Below are 15,646 nucleotides of genomic sequence, written 5' to 3'. Positions count from 1 at the left end.
GCTTATCTGACTGAAGTCAGCATGATGTAAAATAGTAATGGAAAATTTGAAAAAAGCATTGCTGGAGCAGTTTGACTTGGTCTTCTCTGACGAGACCTTGTTGGAAACGGCTTTTACCCATACGAGCTATGCCAATGAGCACCGCCTCTTAAAAATTTCACACAATGAACGCTTGGAATTTTTAGGAGACGCTGTTCTGCAATTGATTATTTCGGAGTATCTTTATACCAAGTATCCTAAGAGGCCAGAGGGCGACCTGTCCAAGCTGCGGTCCATGATTGTTCGGGAGGAGAGTTTGGCAGGCTTTGCCCGTGATTGTCAGTTTGATCAGTTTATCAAGCTGGGACGCGGTGAGGAGAAGTCTGGCGGCCGGAATCGTGATACGATTTTAGGAGATTTGTTTGAGGCCTTTTTAGGCGCCTTGCTCTTAGATAAGGGTGTGGAAGCAGTCAAAAGCTTTCTCTATCAAGTCATGATTCCCAAGGTGGAAGTGGGAGATTTTGAGCGGGTGACGGACTATAAGACCAAGCTGCAAGAGTTGCTGCAGATTAATGGTGATGTGGAAATTACCTATCAGGTCGTCTCCGAGACAGGGCCGGCTCATGCTAAAAATTTCGAGGTGGCTGTTCTCATCAATGGCCGCAAGTCCGGTCAAGGCCAGGGGCGTTCTAAAAAGCTGGCCGAGCAGGAAGCTGCTAAAAACGCATTTGAAAAGGAAAGTTCTTCATGTTTTTAAAGGAAATTGAAATTCAGGGCTTCAAGTCATTTGCTGATAAGACTAAAGTTGTCTTTGATCAGGGAGTGACAGCGGTTGTCGGGCCAAATGGCTCCGGCAAGTCCAATATTACAGAAAGCCTGCGCTGGGCCTTGGGAGAGTCCAGTGTGAAAAGTCTGCGGGGCGGCAAGATGCCCGATGTGATTTTTGCGGGAACAGAAACCCGCAAGCCACTTAATTATGCATCAGTGGTAGTGGTTTTGGATAACAGTGACCAATTTATCAAGGATGCTGCCAATGAGATTCGGGTGGAGCGTCACATTTACCGCAGCGGTGACAGTGAGTATAAGATTGACGGTAAAAAAGTCCGTCTGCGCGATGTCCATGATCTCTTCATGGATACTGGGCTGGGACGAGATTCCTTCTCCATCATTTCCCAAGGGAAAGTTGAAGAAATCTTTAACAGCAAGCCCGAGGAACGCCGGGCAATCTTTGAAGAGGCGGCTGGAGTGCTTAAGTATAAGACACGTCGCAAAGAAACGGAAAGCAAGCTTAGTCAAACTCAGGATAATCTGGACCGTCTGGAAGACATTATCTACGAGCTGGAGAGCCAGGTCAAGCCCTTGGAGAAGCAGGCTGAAACTGCTAAGCGCTTCTTGAGTCTGGATGGCCAGCGCCGAGAGCTTTACTTGGATGTTTTGGTCGCTCAGCTGACAGCTAATAAGGAAAAGTTGATCAAGGCTGAAGAAGATTTAACGAATATCCAGCAGGAGCTGGCAGCCTACTACAGCAAGCGCGATGAGCTGGAAGTTGAAAACCAAACCTTGAAGGCCAAGCGCCATGAGCTCAATCAAACTTTGTCTGATAATCAGGCTAGTTTGCTGGAATTGACCCGCTTAATCAGTGATTTGGAGCGTCAGATTGACCTTTCTAAGTTGGAGTCCAGCCAGGCAGCGACGAGCCGTCGGGAAAATGAAGAACGCTTGGCTGCTCTGTCAGAAAAACTGGCTCAGATAGAAAGCAACATAGAAGACAAGCAGGCTGAATTGAGCCAAATAGCTGCCAAACTGAGTGACAATGAGCAGTCTATCGCTTCTTTGGAAGCAGAATTAGTAGACTTTTCAGATGATCCAGACCAGCTGATTGAACATCTGCGTGAGCAGTATGTCAAGCTCATGCAGGAAGAGGCAAATCTTTCTAATGACTTGACTTCTCTGGAGAGTCAGCTGGCTAGTGAGCTTAAATTGGCTGAGAGCAAGAAAGCTGACTATGCTAAGCTGCAGGCTGATTTGGAGGCTAGTCAGGCGCAGGAGCAAGCTGGTTTGGAGGAGTTAGAAATTGCTCGCCAAGCCCTCAAGAATCTACTAGCAGACTACCAAAGTCAGGTTCAGTTGGTAGAGAAGCTAGAGGCTGATTATAAGCATCAGCAGACTAAGATGTTTGAGCTTTTGGACGACCTCAAAAACAAGCAAGCACGTTCCAATAGCTTGGAGGCCATTCTTAAAAATCACAGCAATTTCTATGCTGGGGTTAAGAGTGTGCTGCAGGAGGCTGACCGCCTAGGTGGTATTGTAGGAGCAGTCAGCGAAAAGCTTAGCTTCGACCCCCACTATCAGACAGCGCTGGAAATTGCGTTGGGAGCTAGCAGTCAGAATATCATCGTGGAAGATGAGGCGGCTGCGACTCGGGCTATCGAATTTCTGAAGAAAAATCGAGCTGGCCGGGCAACCTTCCTGCCTTTAACAACTATCAAGCCGCGTCAGCTGCCTGACCATCATCGCACTACGATTGAAAAGAGTGCCGGTTTTCTGGGACTGGCCTCTTCTTTGGTCAGCTATGAGTCATCGTTAGACAGCATTTTTCAAAATCTGCTGGGAACGACTGCTATTTTTGATACGGTAGAAAATGCTCGAGCGGCGGCTCGCCAAGTGCGCTATCAGGTTCGGATGGTGACTTTGGATGGAACAGAGCTTCGGACTGGTGGTTCCTATGCCGGTGGTGCCAACCGCAATAACAATACTATCTTTATCAAGCCAGAGCTAGATGCTTTGCTAGAGGAGATTAAGCAGAAAAATGTCAGCCTGAAAGAGCAGGAAGAAGCAGTGCAAATTCTGCAAAACCAACTAAGTCAGGCTAAGCAGGTATTGGAACAAATCAAGACAGACGGTGAGCAGGCTCGCTTGGCTGAGCAAAAGGCTAATCTAGCCTATGAACAGTTAGCCAAGCGCGTAGAAGAACTTACAAGCCTGAAAAATCTACAGGAACAGGAATTGGCTGGTCAATCTGCTTTGGATATTTCAGAAGAGAAAGACCGACTGCAGACCCGCTTGACTAAGATTGAGCAAGAAAAAACGGACATCACTGCAGAAATAGAGCAGGTTAAGTCAAACAAAGATGCAGTTCAGGCTCGTTTCGACAAGCTTTCCTCTCGCCTTGCTGAACTCAAACTTCAGCGAACAGAGCTGACCTCCAACCAACGCTTTGAAAAGAATGACTTGGAACGTCTGTCCGAGGAAAAAGCCAGCCTTGAAAAAGAGCAGGCGACCTTGGAACTTTTGATGGAGCAAAAGGAGCAGTCCAGCTTGCAGAAGGTGGATATTACAATTCTGGAAGAGCAATTAGAGACTGCCAAGCAAGAAAAGATTGAGCTGGATCAAAGACTGATTCGTCTGAAATTTGAGCTTGAAGATCTAGAAGGTCAGTCTGACGATATCGCCAGCCGTTTGGAGCAAGCCCGCCATCAAAATGAAGAATTGATTCGCCGGCAGGCTAAAGCAGAGGCAGAAAAGGATAAGCTCATGGATGTCATGCGCCGTCTGGCAAGCAATCTGACAGATGACTATCAAATGAGCTTTGATGAAGCAAGCAGCCAGGCTCGTCCGTTAGAAAGTCTGCCAGCTGCTGAAAGCCAGGTGAAGGATCTGGAAAAAGCCATTCGAGCTTTAGGTCCAGTCAATCTGGAAGCAGTCGAGCAGTTTGAAGAAGTCAGCAACCGTTTGAACTTCCTCAACGAGCAGCGAGACGATGTTCTATCAGCCAAAAATCTGCTCTTAGAGACGATTGAAGAGATGAATGACGAAGTCAAGGAACGCTTTAAATCAACCTTTGAAGCCATTCGTGAAAGCTTCAAGGTGACTTTCCGTCAGATGTTTGGCGGTGGTTCGGCAGACCTGATATTGACGGAGGGAGACTTGCTGACTGCAGGTGTAGAAATCTCCGTGCAGCCACCTGGCAAGAAAATCCAGTCGCTTAATCTGATGAGCGGTGGTGAGAAGGCCTTGTCAGCTTTGGCTCTGCTCTTCTCTATCATCCGCGTTAAGACCATTCCTTTTGTCATCTTGGACGAGGTGGAAGCAGCGCTGGACGAGGCTAATGTTAAACGCTTTGGGGATTACCTCAATCGCTTTGACAAGGACAGCCAGTTCATCGTGGTCACTCACCGTAAGGGAACCATGTCAGCTGCAGACTCTATTTACGGAGTTACCATGCAGGAGTCTGGTGTTTCTAAGATTGTCTCGGTCAAGTTAAAAGATTTAGAAAGTATGTAACATGAGTATAAAATTAGTAGCAACGGATATGGACGGCACCTTTTTGGACAGTAAAGGTCAGTTTGATATGGACCGTCTCAAGCAAGTTTTGACTCGCTTCAAAGAAAAAGGCATGTATTTTGCCGTAGCCAGCGGGCGGGGCCTCTTGTCGCTGGAAAAGCTGTTTGAGGAAGTGCGCAATGAGATTATTTTTATTGCTGAAAACGGCAGTTTAGTGGAATTTCATGGCGAGGATCTCTATGAAGCAACTATGCCTCGGGACTTTTACCTCAAGGTTTTTGACAAGCTGCAGGAATCTCCCTATGTCAATGTCAACGAGCTGCTTTTGACGGGCAAACGTGCCTGCTATGTCTTGGAGACTGTGGATCCGACCTATCTTTCCTTCAGCGCTCATTATAATGAAAATATTCAAAAAGTAGCTAGCCTGGCTGATATCAACGATGAAATTTTCAAGTTTACGACCAATTTTGCTGAGGACCAAGTCGCAGCTGGTGAAGCTTGGGTCAATGAGAATATCGACGGAGTCAAGGCCATGACAACTGGCTACAAGTCCATTGACATCGTTCTGGACCATGTGGATAAGGGGGTTGCCATTGTCGAGCTGGCCAAGAAGCTAGACATAGATCTTTCTCAGGTTATGGTTTTTGGTGATAATCTCAATGATTTGCACATGATGCAGGTGGCTGGTTATCCGGTCGCGACTGAAAATGCTCGCCCTGAGATTTTAGAAGTCGCCAAGGAAGTCATCGGTCACCATGATGCTCAGTCGGTTATCACTTACATGGAGGGATTATAATGGCAGATATAAAACTGATTGCTCTGGACTTGGATGGAACTCTTCTGAATTCAGACAAGAAGATTTCTGACCGCAATTTAGCAGCTTTAAAAGCAGCTCAGGCCAAGGGAGTTAAGGTAGTTCTGACGACTGGCCGTCCCCTTAAGGCCATGGACTTTTTCCTACATGAGCTGGGAACAGACGGTCGAGAGGATGAGTACACCATTACTTTTAATGGTGGTCTTGTTCAGCGCAACACTGGAGAAATCCTTGATAAAACGGTCTTTTCTTATGATGATGTAGCCCGGATTTACGAGGAGACAGACAAGCTCCATATCCCTCTTGATGCTATCTGCGAAGGACTTGTCTATCAGATTCAATCCGATCAAGACTCGCTTTATGCTCAGTTCAATCCTGCTCTGACCTTTGAGTCTATTGATTTTAGTGATTTGTCCAGCCAGCAGACTTATAATAAATGTGTCACCGCTTATGCTCAAGAACCACTGGATGCGTCTATTGAGCAAATCTCACCAGAATTATTTGAGCGCTATGAGATTTTCAAATCTAGAGAAATGTTGCTGGAGTGGTCCCCTAAAAATGTCCATAAGGCCAATGGTTTGGAGAAACTGATTGCCCATTTAGGCATTGAGAGAAGTCAAGTTATGGCCTGTGGTGATGAAGCCAATGATCTTTCTATGATTGAGTGGGCTGGTCTGGGAGTAGCCATGCAGAATGCAGTAGCTATTGTCAAAGAAGCAGCCAATGTTGTGACACCTATGACCAATGATGAGGATGCAGTGGCTTGGGCTATTGAAGAATATGTACTAAAGGAGGATTAGCCGATGGGATTATTTGACCGCCTTTTCGGCCGAAAAAAACAAGAACCGCCGATTGAAGAAGTTGTCAAGGAAGCATTGGAAAACATTGGCGAGCTTGAAGAAGAAACAGCGCCTGTTCCAGAAGCAAGAGAAAATCTTGAAGCGGAAGCTGTTCAGTCCTATCAGGGCGAGCAGCAACTTGATGACCAAATTTCGGATACAAAAGATAGTTTGGCTGATGTTGAAGAGCTAGCATCTCAAGCTAACCAAGAAGAAAGCAAGGAGCCAGAGCATGAAAGAGAAATTATTGCAGAAAATCAAGAAGTGGCTCAAGGAGCAACTCAGACTGAAGAAACTCTAGAAGAGCACCAGTCTGAAAGCAATGACGAAACGGTAGAAGAACTTGTTGAACAAGCGGATCTTTCGGATGAAGCATCATCTCATACTGAGCATGAAGCTGCTTCCTATGACGAGGTGGCAACTGATTCAAATAATGAGGTCGAGCTAGAAATAGAAGCTGAACCACTGGCTGAATCAGAACAGGTCGATCAAGCAGCAGCTACAGAAGAGTCTGTGGAACTTCCTCAAGAGGAATCCACTCAGGAAAAATATGACCGCAGCCTAAAGAAGACTCGGACAGGATTTGGAGCACGGCTCAATGCCTTCTTTGCTAATTTCCGATCAGTAGATGAAGAGTTCTTCGAAGACTTGGAAGAGCTGCTCATCACTAGTGATGTAGGGGTTCAAGTGGCTTCCAGTCTGACTGAGGAACTACGCTATGAAGCCCGTCTGGAAAATGCTAAAAAACCAGCTGCTCTGCGTCAGCTGATTATTGAAAAATTGGTGGACATATATGAGAAAGATGGCCGCTTTAATGAAAAAATCAATTTCCAAAACGGTCTGACTGTCATGCTCTTTGTTGGGGTCAACGGAGTCGGTAAGACCACCTCTATCGGTAAACTAGCCTATAAGTACAAACAAGAAGGCAAGAAAGTCATGTTGGTAGCAGCAGATACATTCCGAGCTGGAGCAGTGGCTCAGCTGGCTGAATGGGGTCGGCGCGTAGATGTTCCAGTAGTAACGGGGCCTGAAAAGAGTGACCCTGCCAGCGTGGTTTATGACAGTATGGAGCGTGCTCAGGCAGAGCAGGTTGATGTTCTTATGATTGACACAGCTGGTCGCCTGCAAAATAAGGACAACCTCATGGCAGAGCTAGAGAAAATTGGCCGTATTATTAAGCGAGTGGATCCAGAAGCACCGCATGAAACTTTCCTAGCTCTCGATGCTTCAACTGGTCAGAATGCTCTGGTTCAGGCCAAGGAATTTTCTAAAATCACTCCAGTCACAGGAATTGTACTGACGAAGATTGATGGAACAGCTCGAGGCGGGGTTGTGTTAGCTATTCGTCAGGAATTGGATATCCCAGTGAAGCTGATTGGCTTTGGAGAAAAGATTGATGATATCGGTGAGTTCAACTCAGAGAACTTTATGAAAGGCCTGCTTGAGGGCTTAGTATAAAGCTAAAAAGCCAGTATACGTACTGGCTTTTTTATGAACAATTTTTAAATTTTATTTGTTTGGGGACCATTGCCAGTCAGCTCCAAATTCTCTAAGGAGTTCAAAGGATGCGTCTGGTCCCATAGATCCGACAGGATATTCATAGAGAGGCACTTCATTGCTATGCCAGAGCTCTTCAATCTGATCAATCAGCTCCCAGCTGGAGCGGACTTCATCCCAGTGGCTGAAGTTAGTTGAGTCATTGTTAAGGACGTCAAAAATTAATTTTTCGTAAGGATCAGGGGAAGCACCACTAGCTGTTGCGTCTGTTCGAAAGTCCAGAGAGAGAGGAGCTAAGCTGAAGCGCTCGCCAACCTCTTTGCCATTCATGCTGAGAGAGAAGCCCTCAGTCGGCTGGATATGAATGGTCAGAACATTGGGTACTAATTCCTCACCAAAGATAGACTCCATCTGCTTGAAGACAATATTGACAAGAGTGCCTTTTTCAGTGAGGCGTTTACCAGTTCGGAAGAAAAATGGAACATCACGGAAACGCTCGCTATTTACAAAGAAAGCTCCTGAAGCAAAGGTTTCAGTCATGGAGTCAGGATTGACATTAGGTTCACTCCGGTAGGAGATGTATTTCTTGCCTTTGACTGTGCCAGACTTATACTGACCGCGGATAAAGAAGCGTTTTAGGTCTTCTTTATTCGGCTCTACCAAGCGTTCAAAAACTTTGACTTTCTCTGCCCGAATGTCTTCTTTGCTGAAGCTTTTCGGCTTGTCCATAGCTAAGAGTGACAGTAGCTGTAAGGTATGATTCTGCACCATATCCCGTAGAGCACCGGACTGGTCATAGTAACCGCCACGTTCTTCGACACCTAGCTTTTCTGCAAAGGTAATCTGGACATTGTCAATGTAGTCACGATTCCAGATGTTTTCAAAGATAAGATTGGCAAAGCGGATAGCGAAGATGCTCTGAATCATTTCCTTGCCTAGATAATGGTCAATACGGAAAATCTGCTCTTCATCAAAGGCCGCCAAGAGTTCTTCGTTAAGTTGGCTGGCAGTTGCCAAGTCCGTTCCGAAAGGTTTTTCGACAATCAAACGTTCAAATCCTTTGCCATCTACAATGTTTTCAGACTTGAGGTGTTTGGCAATGGTACCGAAAAATTGCGGAGCCATGGATAAGAAGAAGAGTTTATTGTGCTCAGCTTGGTATTGCTCATTGAGTCGGTTTTGAAGCTTGCGCAGTTCAATGTAGTGCTCGGTATCCTGCACATCATGACTTTGATAGTAGAAGTGACTGGCAAACTCTTGGGCTTGCTCTGGACTGTCAGCTAAATCAGCGATTGCTTCGACAACGACAGACTCAAAATACTCCTTGCTCCAAGGCCGGCGGGCTGTTCCAATAACAGCAAAATGCTTGGAAAGATTGCCAGACTTATAGAGCCTGAAGAGGGATGGATAGAGTTTTCTTTTTGCCAAGTCACCGCTGGCTCCGAAAATTGTTACAATAACTTTTGAAGACATCCTGATACCTATTTTCTAAATGATGTTTCTATTTTATCACAATTTTTCTAAAGATTGTATTCAGAAATTCGGTTTCTGAAAAGGGAGACAAATAGAAAGAAATTGACCGCTGCTTGAAACATATTCAAATACAAAAAATGAGGCTTAGACACGATTGTGCCAGCCTCGTTTTCTTTATTCAAATACCCGATAAACGTAAGGATTTTCCGGTTTTTCTACCTTATCAAAGCTTTCAACTTCTAGAGTTGGCAGGCTTTGCCCCAAACTTTTATGGTAGTGCATGGTAATTTTTCCCTTGGCATGAATCCAGGTATTATTCTCGAAATGCTGGGTATTTCCAGTCGTCAAGAGGCCATAGACACCTGAGTCGGCGATACAATGGATAATACCGAAGCGAAAAAGAAATTGGCTCTTCTGGTCGCTGGGGTCATTGTAGACAAAGCCGGTGAACTCCAGCGTTTTGCCTACAAACTCGTCGGGATAATCATAGATGACCTCCATGATTTCCATGTAGTTCTCAGTTGTGACCTGAATGGTATCTTGCTTGACATATTTCTTGGCGGCTGCCCGCATTTCTTTTTCGTAAGCCCCTTTGGTAAAGTAGGTGCTGGTATCCGGCTTTAGGTATTGGCTGGTTGTGCCTTCGTCCTGCTGAATAGCAGTTGAAGTTCCCTCAGCCAGCGGGAAATGAAATCCTTTAGCCGAAACTGTTGTCGAATCCAAGGTAACAGTTGGAAAGAAAATTCCCACAAAAAGTGGAATGACAAGGAGCAGCACGCTACCTAACTTGGCCCAGCGAGTGTTTAAATGACTGTGGACCTCCATCCTCTTCATCCAGATGATAAGCTGCACAACTGCTAAGACAAAGGACAGAATCATAGATAGATAGGCCAGATAGGAGTAGTGGAGATTGATATATTGGTTGAGCTTGCCTGTCAGCTGCAGATACATGGTAATCTCAAAGTAGCCGACTAAGATTAAAAATCGAATCATAGCACTACCCCCACAAGCCAAGAGTAAAGAAAGACGACGACGGTAACCAGGCTGATAAATTGCCAGATAAAGCGCGTCTTAAAGTAGTTTTTCATCATCAGCAGATTCTTGACATCTAGCATAGGCCCAATGACCAAGAAAGCTAAGACTGGCGATAAGCCGAAACTAGCAATCAAGGAGCTTCCAATGAAAGCATCAGCTTCACTGCAAAGTGAGAGCAGGAAGGACAGTAGCATGAGCAGAAGAATAGCAACAGCTGGTGTTGAGCTGATGGAGGTCAGGATTCTGGTTGGCACATAGACCTGGACTAGGCTGGCAAAGAGACAGCCAAAAACCAGATAACGACCTGTATCGAAAAATTCGTCAATGGCCTGCACAAAGACCTGAAAAAGTTTTTGTCCCTTACTGAGATGTGAAAAGTCATGTTCATGGACTGCTTTGCGATTTTCTTTTTGAATATTGCTATCCGCAAAGAAGCCCAGAAAAATCCCTAAAAGAATAGCCACGACCATAGAACCTAAAGCACGAAGCAGAGCCATTCGGAGGGAATTTCCAAAGGCTGAGTAGGTCGCAAAGAGCACGATGGGGTTGATGACTGGAGCCGTTACCAGAAAGGGCACAGCCGTGTAACTGGGAACTTTCTTTTCTAGAAACCGATTTATAATGGGGACGATCCCGCACTCGCAAGAGGGGAAGACAAAACCAACCAAGCTTCCAAAGAAAATCCGAGTCCATTTGTTCTTGGGCAGGAAACGATAAACCTTGTCTGGCGTGACATACACCTCGATAAAGCCAGAAATGATACTTCCGATTAAGACAAAAGGCAGGGCCTCAATGATAATGGAGAGAAAAATGGCACCAGCTTGCAGGACACTGGCCGGTAGCTGAGAGAAGAAGTTCATTCTTTCTTATCCTTCTCATTTTTAGATTTTTTCTTGTCTTCCTCAGGGAACTCTACCTTTTCCATCTTGGGCAGGGTCGCAAATTCCTCGAACATTTTGTCCAAATCATCTGATCTAGTAAATTTAACAGCCATAAAGGCACCTCATTTCTAAAATAATAATTCTATTATACTACCAATTATCAAAAAATGAAATTTTGAGACATAAGAGACCCTTTGTCGTTAATTTACCCTAAATTTTTTTGTACAAATAGTACTAAATAGTTCTAAAATAGCCTATCTTTCAAAGCACTTGTGATATAATAGGATTGTTATGGAAAATATAAATATTGAAAAAATTGCCCAGAAATTGGGCCTTAAAGAAAGCCAAGTATCACAGGTTCTAGATCTGACCGCTGAGGGAAATACAATTCCTTTTATTGCTCGTTACCGTAAGGAAATGACAGGAAATCTGGATGAGGTCGAAATTAAGGCAATCATTGACTTAGATAAGAGCATGACTGCCTTGGCAGAGCGTAAAGCGACGGTCTTAGCTAAGATTGAGGAGCAGGGAAAACTAACGGATGCGTTGCGCTCTGAGATTGAGGCTGCTGAAAAGCTGGCTGATGTGGAAGAACTTTATCTGCCTTATAAGGAGAAACGCCGTACCAAGGCTACAATTGCCCGTGAAGCAGGTCTCTTTCCTTTGGCCCGCCTAATCCTACAGGATGCGGCTAACTTGCAGGAAGAAGCTGAGAAACTGACTAGTGAAGCCTTTCCGACAGCAGAAGCTGCTCTAGCAGGAGCAGTGGATATTCTGACTGAAGCGATTTCCGAAGACACCAAGTTACGGGCTTGGACCTACCACGAGATGCAGACAAATTCTTCTATCGTATCCAGTCTCAAAGATGGTGATTTGGATGAAAAGCAGGTCTTCCAGATTTATTATGATTTTTCTGAAAAAGTAGCGACCATGCAGGGCTACCGAACACTGGCCCTTAACCGTGGTGAGAAGCTAGGTATTCTCAAGGTTGGTTTTGAGCACAATCTTGAGAAAATTCTGCGCTTCTTTGAAGTACGTTTCAAGGTGAAAAATGCCTATATTATTGAAGCTATCCAGCAAGCGGTTAAAAAGAAAATCATTCCAGCCATGGAGCGTCGTATTCGAACCGAGCTGACTGAGGCTGCTGAGGATGGAGCAATCCAGCTCTTCTCAGAGAATCTCCGCCACCTCCTCCTAATCGCTCCTCTCAAAGGCCGCGTAGTACTGGGCTTTGACCCAGCCTTTCGGACAGGAGCCAAGCTAGCTGTTGTTGATGCGACAGGCAAGATGCTAACGAATCATGTTATCTATCCAGTAGCGCCAGCAAAGCCAGCTCAGATTGAAGCATCTAAGAAAGAGTTATCAGAGCTGATTGAGCAGTTTGGCGTGGAAATCATTGCCATCGGAAACGGAACTGCCAGCCGAGAAAGCGAAGCATTTGTAGCAGAAGTTTTGAAATCTCATCCGAATGTCAGCTATGTCATCGTCAATGAGAGCGGAGCATCTGTCTACTCTGCTAGTGAACTGGCTCGATATGAGTTTCCAGATCTGACTGTTGAAAAGCGCTCAGCTATTTCCATAGCCCGCCGTCTGCAGGATCCTTTGGCAGAGCTTGTTAAGATTGATCCTAAGTCTATCGGGGTTGGTCAGTACCAGCATGATGTTAGCCAGAAAAAACTATCCGAAAGTCTGGACTTTGTCGTTGATACAGTGGTCAACCAGGTCGGAGTTAACATTAACACCGCCAGTCCTGCCTTGCTGGCTCATGTAGCTGGTCTCAATAAGACTATTTCAGAAAATATTGTTAAGTACCGGGAAACGGAAGGTTTGATTCGGTCTCGCGAAGCCATCAAGAAAGTGCCGCGTCTGGGCGCAAAGGCTTTTGAACAGGCAGCCGGCTTCCTGCGTATTCCTGAAAGTGATAACCTGCTAGACAATACGGGCGTTCACCCAGAGTCTTATAAGGCGGTGGAGGAGCTCTTTAAGCGTCTGGAAATTAGCAGTTTGGATGAATCAGCCCAAGCCAAATTAAAAGCAGTGCAGACTGCTAGTTTGGCTGCAGAGCTAGGCTTGGGAGAAGAAACCCTAAAAGATATTATTGCGGATCTGCTCAAGCCTGGCCGGGATTTGCGTGATTCCTTTGACGCGCCAGTTCTGAGGCAGGATGTCTTGGATATCAAGGACCTGCGCATCGGTCAAAAGCTGGAAGGTGTCGTCCGGAATGTTGTCGATTTCGGAGCCTTTGTGGATATCGGTATCCACGAAGACGGTCTTATTCATATCTCCAAGCTGAGCACAGACTATATCAAGCATCCTAGTCAGGTTCTATCAGTTGGTGACTTAGTCACAGTCTGGGTGGATAAACTGGATGTGGAGCGGGAGAAGGTCAACCTCTCTCTAATAGCACCAAATGAATCTAACTAACTATGTCAAGCGGGTTTCAGCTGAAGATTTTGGCTGGGAATTCCGCCACCAAGCTTATTGGAACAAGCGTCTCCGTACTACAGGGGGACGCTTCTTTCCTAAAGACGGACATCTGGATTTTAACCCAAAAATCTATGAAACTTTTGGGCTGGAGACCTTTCGAAAAATTGTCCGCCATGAGCTGGCCCACTATCACCTCTATTATCAGGGCAAAGGATACCGCCATGAGGATAGAGATTTTAAAGACCTGCTCAAGCGAGTTGATGGTCTGCGCTACGCTCCATCATTGTCCGACTCGCAATCTTTTCTCATCTATGAATGTCTGAGCTGCGGAGCACTTATCCGTCGCAGACGCAGAGTCAATCTTCAAAAATACCGTTGCGGACGCTGTATGGGCAAGCTTCGTTTGTCGGAGAATGCTTGATAATTAGTAAGAGAGTTCATTGAAGAACTCTCTTTTTTAAAGAATGAATTTTCTAAGGCACAATCAGACTTTGGCCCGATTGTTTTTTCATGAAATGTGGTAGAATAAAGTAAATATGATCATTGAGGTCTCTATCATGAACGTGAAATTCTATAAGTTGAAAAAGAATCGACTGATTTCCGGTGTCTTGTCCGGTCTGTCTGATAAGTTTGATTTTGATCTGAGCCTGGTGCGCTTCCTCTTTATTATCTTTACTGTGGTCAATTTCGGCTTGGGAATTCTCATCTATATCCTGCTGGCTATGGTTATGCCCTATAAAGAAGACATAGAAGAAGAAATGTACGGAACTGGCCCACGCAAACGAAAAGAAGCGGAAGCTATCAAAGACGATAAAGACGGATGGTTTTGGTAATTCTTAATAAAATAGAAAATTTCGGGATGCACTCCCGATTTTTTACTAGATGAAGAGGAGAGAATGATTTTATGAAAAAATTTTCAATCATATGGTATGCACTCAAGTTCTTGCTTTATATTATTCTGTCATTTATTGTTAGTTTTGGAGGGCTTGGTCTTCTGGCTTTTCTCCTTAAGTCTAATTACGGCACTAGTTTGACAATGTCTTTTCTAGGGATGATGATTTTTGGCTATGGCTTTTTGAATTTTTTCTTCTTTCTGTTTACACCGCCAACTAGTCAATCTCTGAAAAAAAGTGTTTTGCTACTTTCTATTTTTATGCATCCGCTTTTTATTGCAGTTTCTGTTTTCTTTTTGAATAGTTCTCATGCAGCTGGTCTAAGTAATTGGCTCAATAGCCTTAAGAGCATGATTCCAATATTCTTCATTATTCTTCTGGTTAATACGTTTCTCTATTTCTTTGCCTATTCTATCAAAAAAGCACGTGAGCAGCTACATATGGCTAAACAAATGGAAAAGAGTGAGTCACTTGATTTATCAGATCATTTTGAAAATTAGAAAGGCAGCATTATGAAACAATTTTCTTTACCGGTGTATTTGTGGAAATTTTTCCTGTATTTGATTATTAGTTTAATTCTACATCTAGTTTTTATTTTTGCAGCGGGCATGGTGGCAGGAGGATATGCTCTCTTTTTTGTTTTCTTTATAGGTATTCTAGCTTTTCCATTTGGTCTATGGAATTTCTTCTTTTTCTGGAAAGTATTATCCCCAGAGCAAAGCTCAAAGCGTTTAGTAGGACTTACATCTATCTTATTTCTGCCAGTTCTAACTCTCATAATTTATGGTTTTGTTGGAGGTTTCCAAATAATTATAAACTCCCTTCCTAGCAGCCTATTTTATATTTTTGGTATGCTAGTTTCAAATACAATCGTATTCTCTATAGCTCATTCAATAAACCTTTCTAACTATAAAAAGCGAGCTATGTCTCAAACTGAAAATGGTCAGAGTGAAATAGACTGAACCTTACAAATTTAACAAAATCCTAAGCATTCATCCAAGGAGGAAATATGACAGAATTTTGGAATGCCTATGACTTAAATCGAAATCAACTCCCTCATCTCCTGGTTCGAGGAGACAAAATTCCTGAAGGACAGTTTCATCTCTGTGTCAATGTCTTGGTTCGCCATCAGGATGGCGATATTTTATTTATGCGACGGTCAGCCAATAAAAGTCTCTATCCTGGCTACTATGAGTTCGGAGCGGGAGGCAGTGTGCTGGCAGGAGAGGATAGTCAGACAGCCGCCCTGCGTGAATTAGAAGAAGAAACAGGCCTGGTTCCTGACAGCATCAGGCTTTTGGAGCAGGTGTGCTCTATCAAAGACCAGTGCCATTTCGACTATTATGAAGTGCTTGTGTCTGGCGATAAGAGTCAAGTCCGCTATCAGGAAGGCGAAACAGATGCCCATGTCTGGTTACCCCTGAAAGAGGTCCCGGCCTTTGTAGAAAACCATCCTTGTTTTAAGAACCAAAAGAAAATTCTCAGTAGCCTGATTGATTGATGTCGCGGCTGTTTTTCTATTTT

The 15,646-nt window shown here is 44.5% G+C and carries 15 protein-coding genes; 11 read left to right on the top strand and 4 right to left on the bottom strand.

All coding sequences use genetic code 11. The features are described from left to right. The first annotated feature begins 37 nt into the window (after positions 1-37). Genes rnc through ftsY form a run of 5 tightly spaced genes read left to right on the top strand, consistent with a single transcriptional unit; the run spans position 38 to position 7,374 of the window. A complete protein-coding gene (rnc, locus tag D8877_RS07075; RefSeq protein ID WP_125352906.1) occupies positions 38-736 on the top strand; it encodes a ribonuclease III in 699 nt (232 codons plus the stop codon). Then, positions 727-4,263, top strand: a complete 3,537-nt coding sequence (gene smc, locus D8877_RS07070; protein ID WP_125352904.1) for a chromosome segregation protein SMC — start codon at positions 727-729, stop codon at positions 4,261-4,263. Before rnc ends, smc begins: the two co-directional genes overlap by 10 nt. A gap of 1 nt (position 4,264) precedes the next feature. Next, positions 4,265-5,059: a Cof-type HAD-IIB family hydrolase gene (locus D8877_RS07065; RefSeq protein ID WP_125352903.1), complete on the top strand. Its 795-nt coding sequence runs from the start codon at positions 4,265-4,267 to the stop codon at positions 5,057-5,059. Further along, entirely contained in the window at positions 5,059-5,877 is an 819-nt protein-coding gene (locus tag D8877_RS07060) for a Cof-type HAD-IIB family hydrolase (protein WP_125352900.1), read from the top strand. The genes D8877_RS07065 and D8877_RS07060 overlap by 1 nt, the downstream gene beginning before the upstream one ends. A gap of 3 nt (positions 5,878-5,880) precedes the next feature. Next, on the top strand, positions 5,881-7,374 hold the full coding sequence (gene ftsY, locus D8877_RS07055) for a signal recognition particle-docking protein FtsY (protein ID WP_125352898.1): 1,494 nt from the start codon (positions 5,881-5,883) through the stop codon (positions 7,372-7,374). Between the two features lie 51 nt (positions 7,375-7,425). Here ftsY and zwf read toward each other — a convergent pair whose 3' ends face one another. The 4 genes from zwf to D8877_RS07035 form a co-directional block, all read right to left on the bottom strand. Continuing rightward, entirely contained in the window at positions 7,426-8,886 is a 1,461-nt protein-coding gene (gene zwf, locus D8877_RS07050) for a glucose-6-phosphate dehydrogenase (RefSeq protein ID WP_125352896.1), read from the bottom strand. Between the two features lie 174 nt (positions 8,887-9,060). Then, entirely contained in the window at positions 9,061-9,879 is an 819-nt protein-coding gene (locus tag D8877_RS07045; RefSeq protein WP_125352894.1) for a TIGR03943 family putative permease subunit, read from the bottom strand. After that, positions 9,876-10,781, bottom strand: coding sequence for a permease (locus tag D8877_RS07040; RefSeq protein ID WP_002897212.1), 906 nt, complete (start codon positions 10,779-10,781; stop codon positions 9,876-9,878). Before D8877_RS07040 ends, D8877_RS07045 begins: the two co-directional genes overlap by 4 nt. After that, the gene (locus tag D8877_RS07035; RefSeq protein ID WP_002897213.1) at positions 10,778-10,915 is read right to left on the bottom strand and encodes an SPJ_0845 family protein; all 138 of its coding nucleotides are present in this window, start codon (positions 10,913-10,915) and stop codon (positions 10,778-10,780) included. Before D8877_RS07035 ends, D8877_RS07040 begins: the two co-directional genes overlap by 4 nt. Positions 10,916-11,093: 178 nt before the next feature. On the opposite strand from D8877_RS07035, the gene D8877_RS07030 reads away from it, so the two are divergent. The 6 genes from D8877_RS07030 (at position 11,094) to D8877_RS07005 (ending at position 15,623) form a co-directional block, all read left to right on the top strand. After that, positions 11,094-13,226: a Tex family protein gene (locus D8877_RS07030; RefSeq protein ID WP_125352892.1), complete on the top strand. Its 2,133-nt coding sequence runs from the start codon at positions 11,094-11,096 to the stop codon at positions 13,224-13,226. After that, a complete protein-coding gene (locus tag D8877_RS07025; protein ID WP_125352889.1) occupies positions 13,213-13,650 on the top strand; it encodes a SprT family protein in 438 nt (145 codons plus the stop codon). Before D8877_RS07030 ends, D8877_RS07025 begins: the two co-directional genes overlap by 14 nt. 136 nt (positions 13,651-13,786) lie before the next feature. After that, the gene (locus D8877_RS07020) at positions 13,787-14,062 is read left to right on the top strand and encodes a PspC domain-containing protein (protein WP_032906743.1); all 276 of its coding nucleotides are present in this window, start codon (positions 13,787-13,789) and stop codon (positions 14,060-14,062) included. A gap of 71 nt (positions 14,063-14,133) precedes the next feature. Further along, positions 14,134-14,622, top strand: coding sequence for a histidine kinase (locus D8877_RS07015; protein ID WP_125352887.1), 489 nt, complete (start codon positions 14,134-14,136; stop codon positions 14,620-14,622). Positions 14,623-14,634: 12 nt separating this feature from the next. Continuing rightward, positions 14,635-15,084, top strand: a complete 450-nt coding sequence (locus tag D8877_RS07010) for a preprotein translocase (RefSeq protein WP_125352885.1) — start codon at positions 14,635-14,637, stop codon at positions 15,082-15,084. 47 nt (positions 15,085-15,131) lie between these two features. Continuing rightward, the gene (locus D8877_RS07005; protein WP_125352883.1) at positions 15,132-15,623 is read left to right on the top strand and encodes an NUDIX hydrolase; all 492 of its coding nucleotides are present in this window, start codon (positions 15,132-15,134) and stop codon (positions 15,621-15,623) included. The last annotated feature ends 23 nt before the right edge of the window (positions 15,624-15,646 follow it).

This window comes from Streptococcus sanguinis (assembly GCF_003943735.1).
GTDB lineage: Bacteria > Bacillota > Bacilli > Lactobacillales > Streptococcaceae > Streptococcus > Streptococcus sanguinis_E.
The sequence above is the reverse complement of the archived record's forward strand: the minus strand, read 5'-3'. Positions and strand labels throughout refer to the sequence as shown.

Bases quoted from the DNA above. Each gene is read 5' to 3' on its own strand.
- rnc (WP_125352906.1), top strand. From the start codon at position 38: ATGGAAAATTTGAAAAAAGCATTGCTGGAGCAGTTTGACTTGGTCTTC.
- smc (WP_125352904.1), top strand. From the start codon at position 727: ATGTTTTTAAAGGAAATTGAAATTCAGGGCTTCAAGTCATTTGCTGAT.
- D8877_RS07065 (WP_125352903.1), top strand. From the start codon at position 4,265: ATGAGTATAAAATTAGTAGCAACGGATATGGACGGCACCTTTTTGGAC.
- D8877_RS07060 (WP_125352900.1), top strand. From the start codon at position 5,059: ATGGCAGATATAAAACTGATTGCTCTGGACTTGGATGGAACTCTTCTG.
- ftsY (WP_125352898.1), top strand. From the start codon at position 5,881: ATGGGATTATTTGACCGCCTTTTCGGCCGAAAAAAACAAGAACCGCCG.
- zwf (WP_125352896.1), bottom strand. From the start codon at position 8,886: ATGTCTTCAAAAGTTATTGTAACAATTTTCGGAGCCAGCGGTGACTTG.
- D8877_RS07045 (WP_125352894.1), bottom strand. From the start codon at position 9,879: ATGATTCGATTTTTAATCTTAGTCGGCTACTTTGAGATTACCATGTAT.
- D8877_RS07040 (WP_002897212.1), bottom strand. From the start codon at position 10,781: ATGAACTTCTTCTCTCAGCTACCGGCCAGTGTCCTGCAAGCTGGTGCC.
- D8877_RS07035 (WP_002897213.1), bottom strand. From the start codon at position 10,915: ATGGCTGTTAAATTTACTAGATCAGATGATTTGGACAAAATGTTCGAG.
- D8877_RS07030 (WP_125352892.1), top strand. From the start codon at position 11,094: ATGGAAAATATAAATATTGAAAAAATTGCCCAGAAATTGGGCCTTAAA.
- D8877_RS07025 (WP_125352889.1), top strand. From the start codon at position 13,213: ATGAATCTAACTAACTATGTCAAGCGGGTTTCAGCTGAAGATTTTGGC.
- D8877_RS07020 (WP_032906743.1), top strand. From the start codon at position 13,787: ATGAACGTGAAATTCTATAAGTTGAAAAAGAATCGACTGATTTCCGGT.
- D8877_RS07015 (WP_125352887.1), top strand. From the start codon at position 14,134: ATGAAAAAATTTTCAATCATATGGTATGCACTCAAGTTCTTGCTTTAT.
- D8877_RS07010 (WP_125352885.1), top strand. From the start codon at position 14,635: ATGAAACAATTTTCTTTACCGGTGTATTTGTGGAAATTTTTCCTGTAT.
- D8877_RS07005 (WP_125352883.1), top strand. From the start codon at position 15,132: ATGACAGAATTTTGGAATGCCTATGACTTAAATCGAAATCAACTCCCT.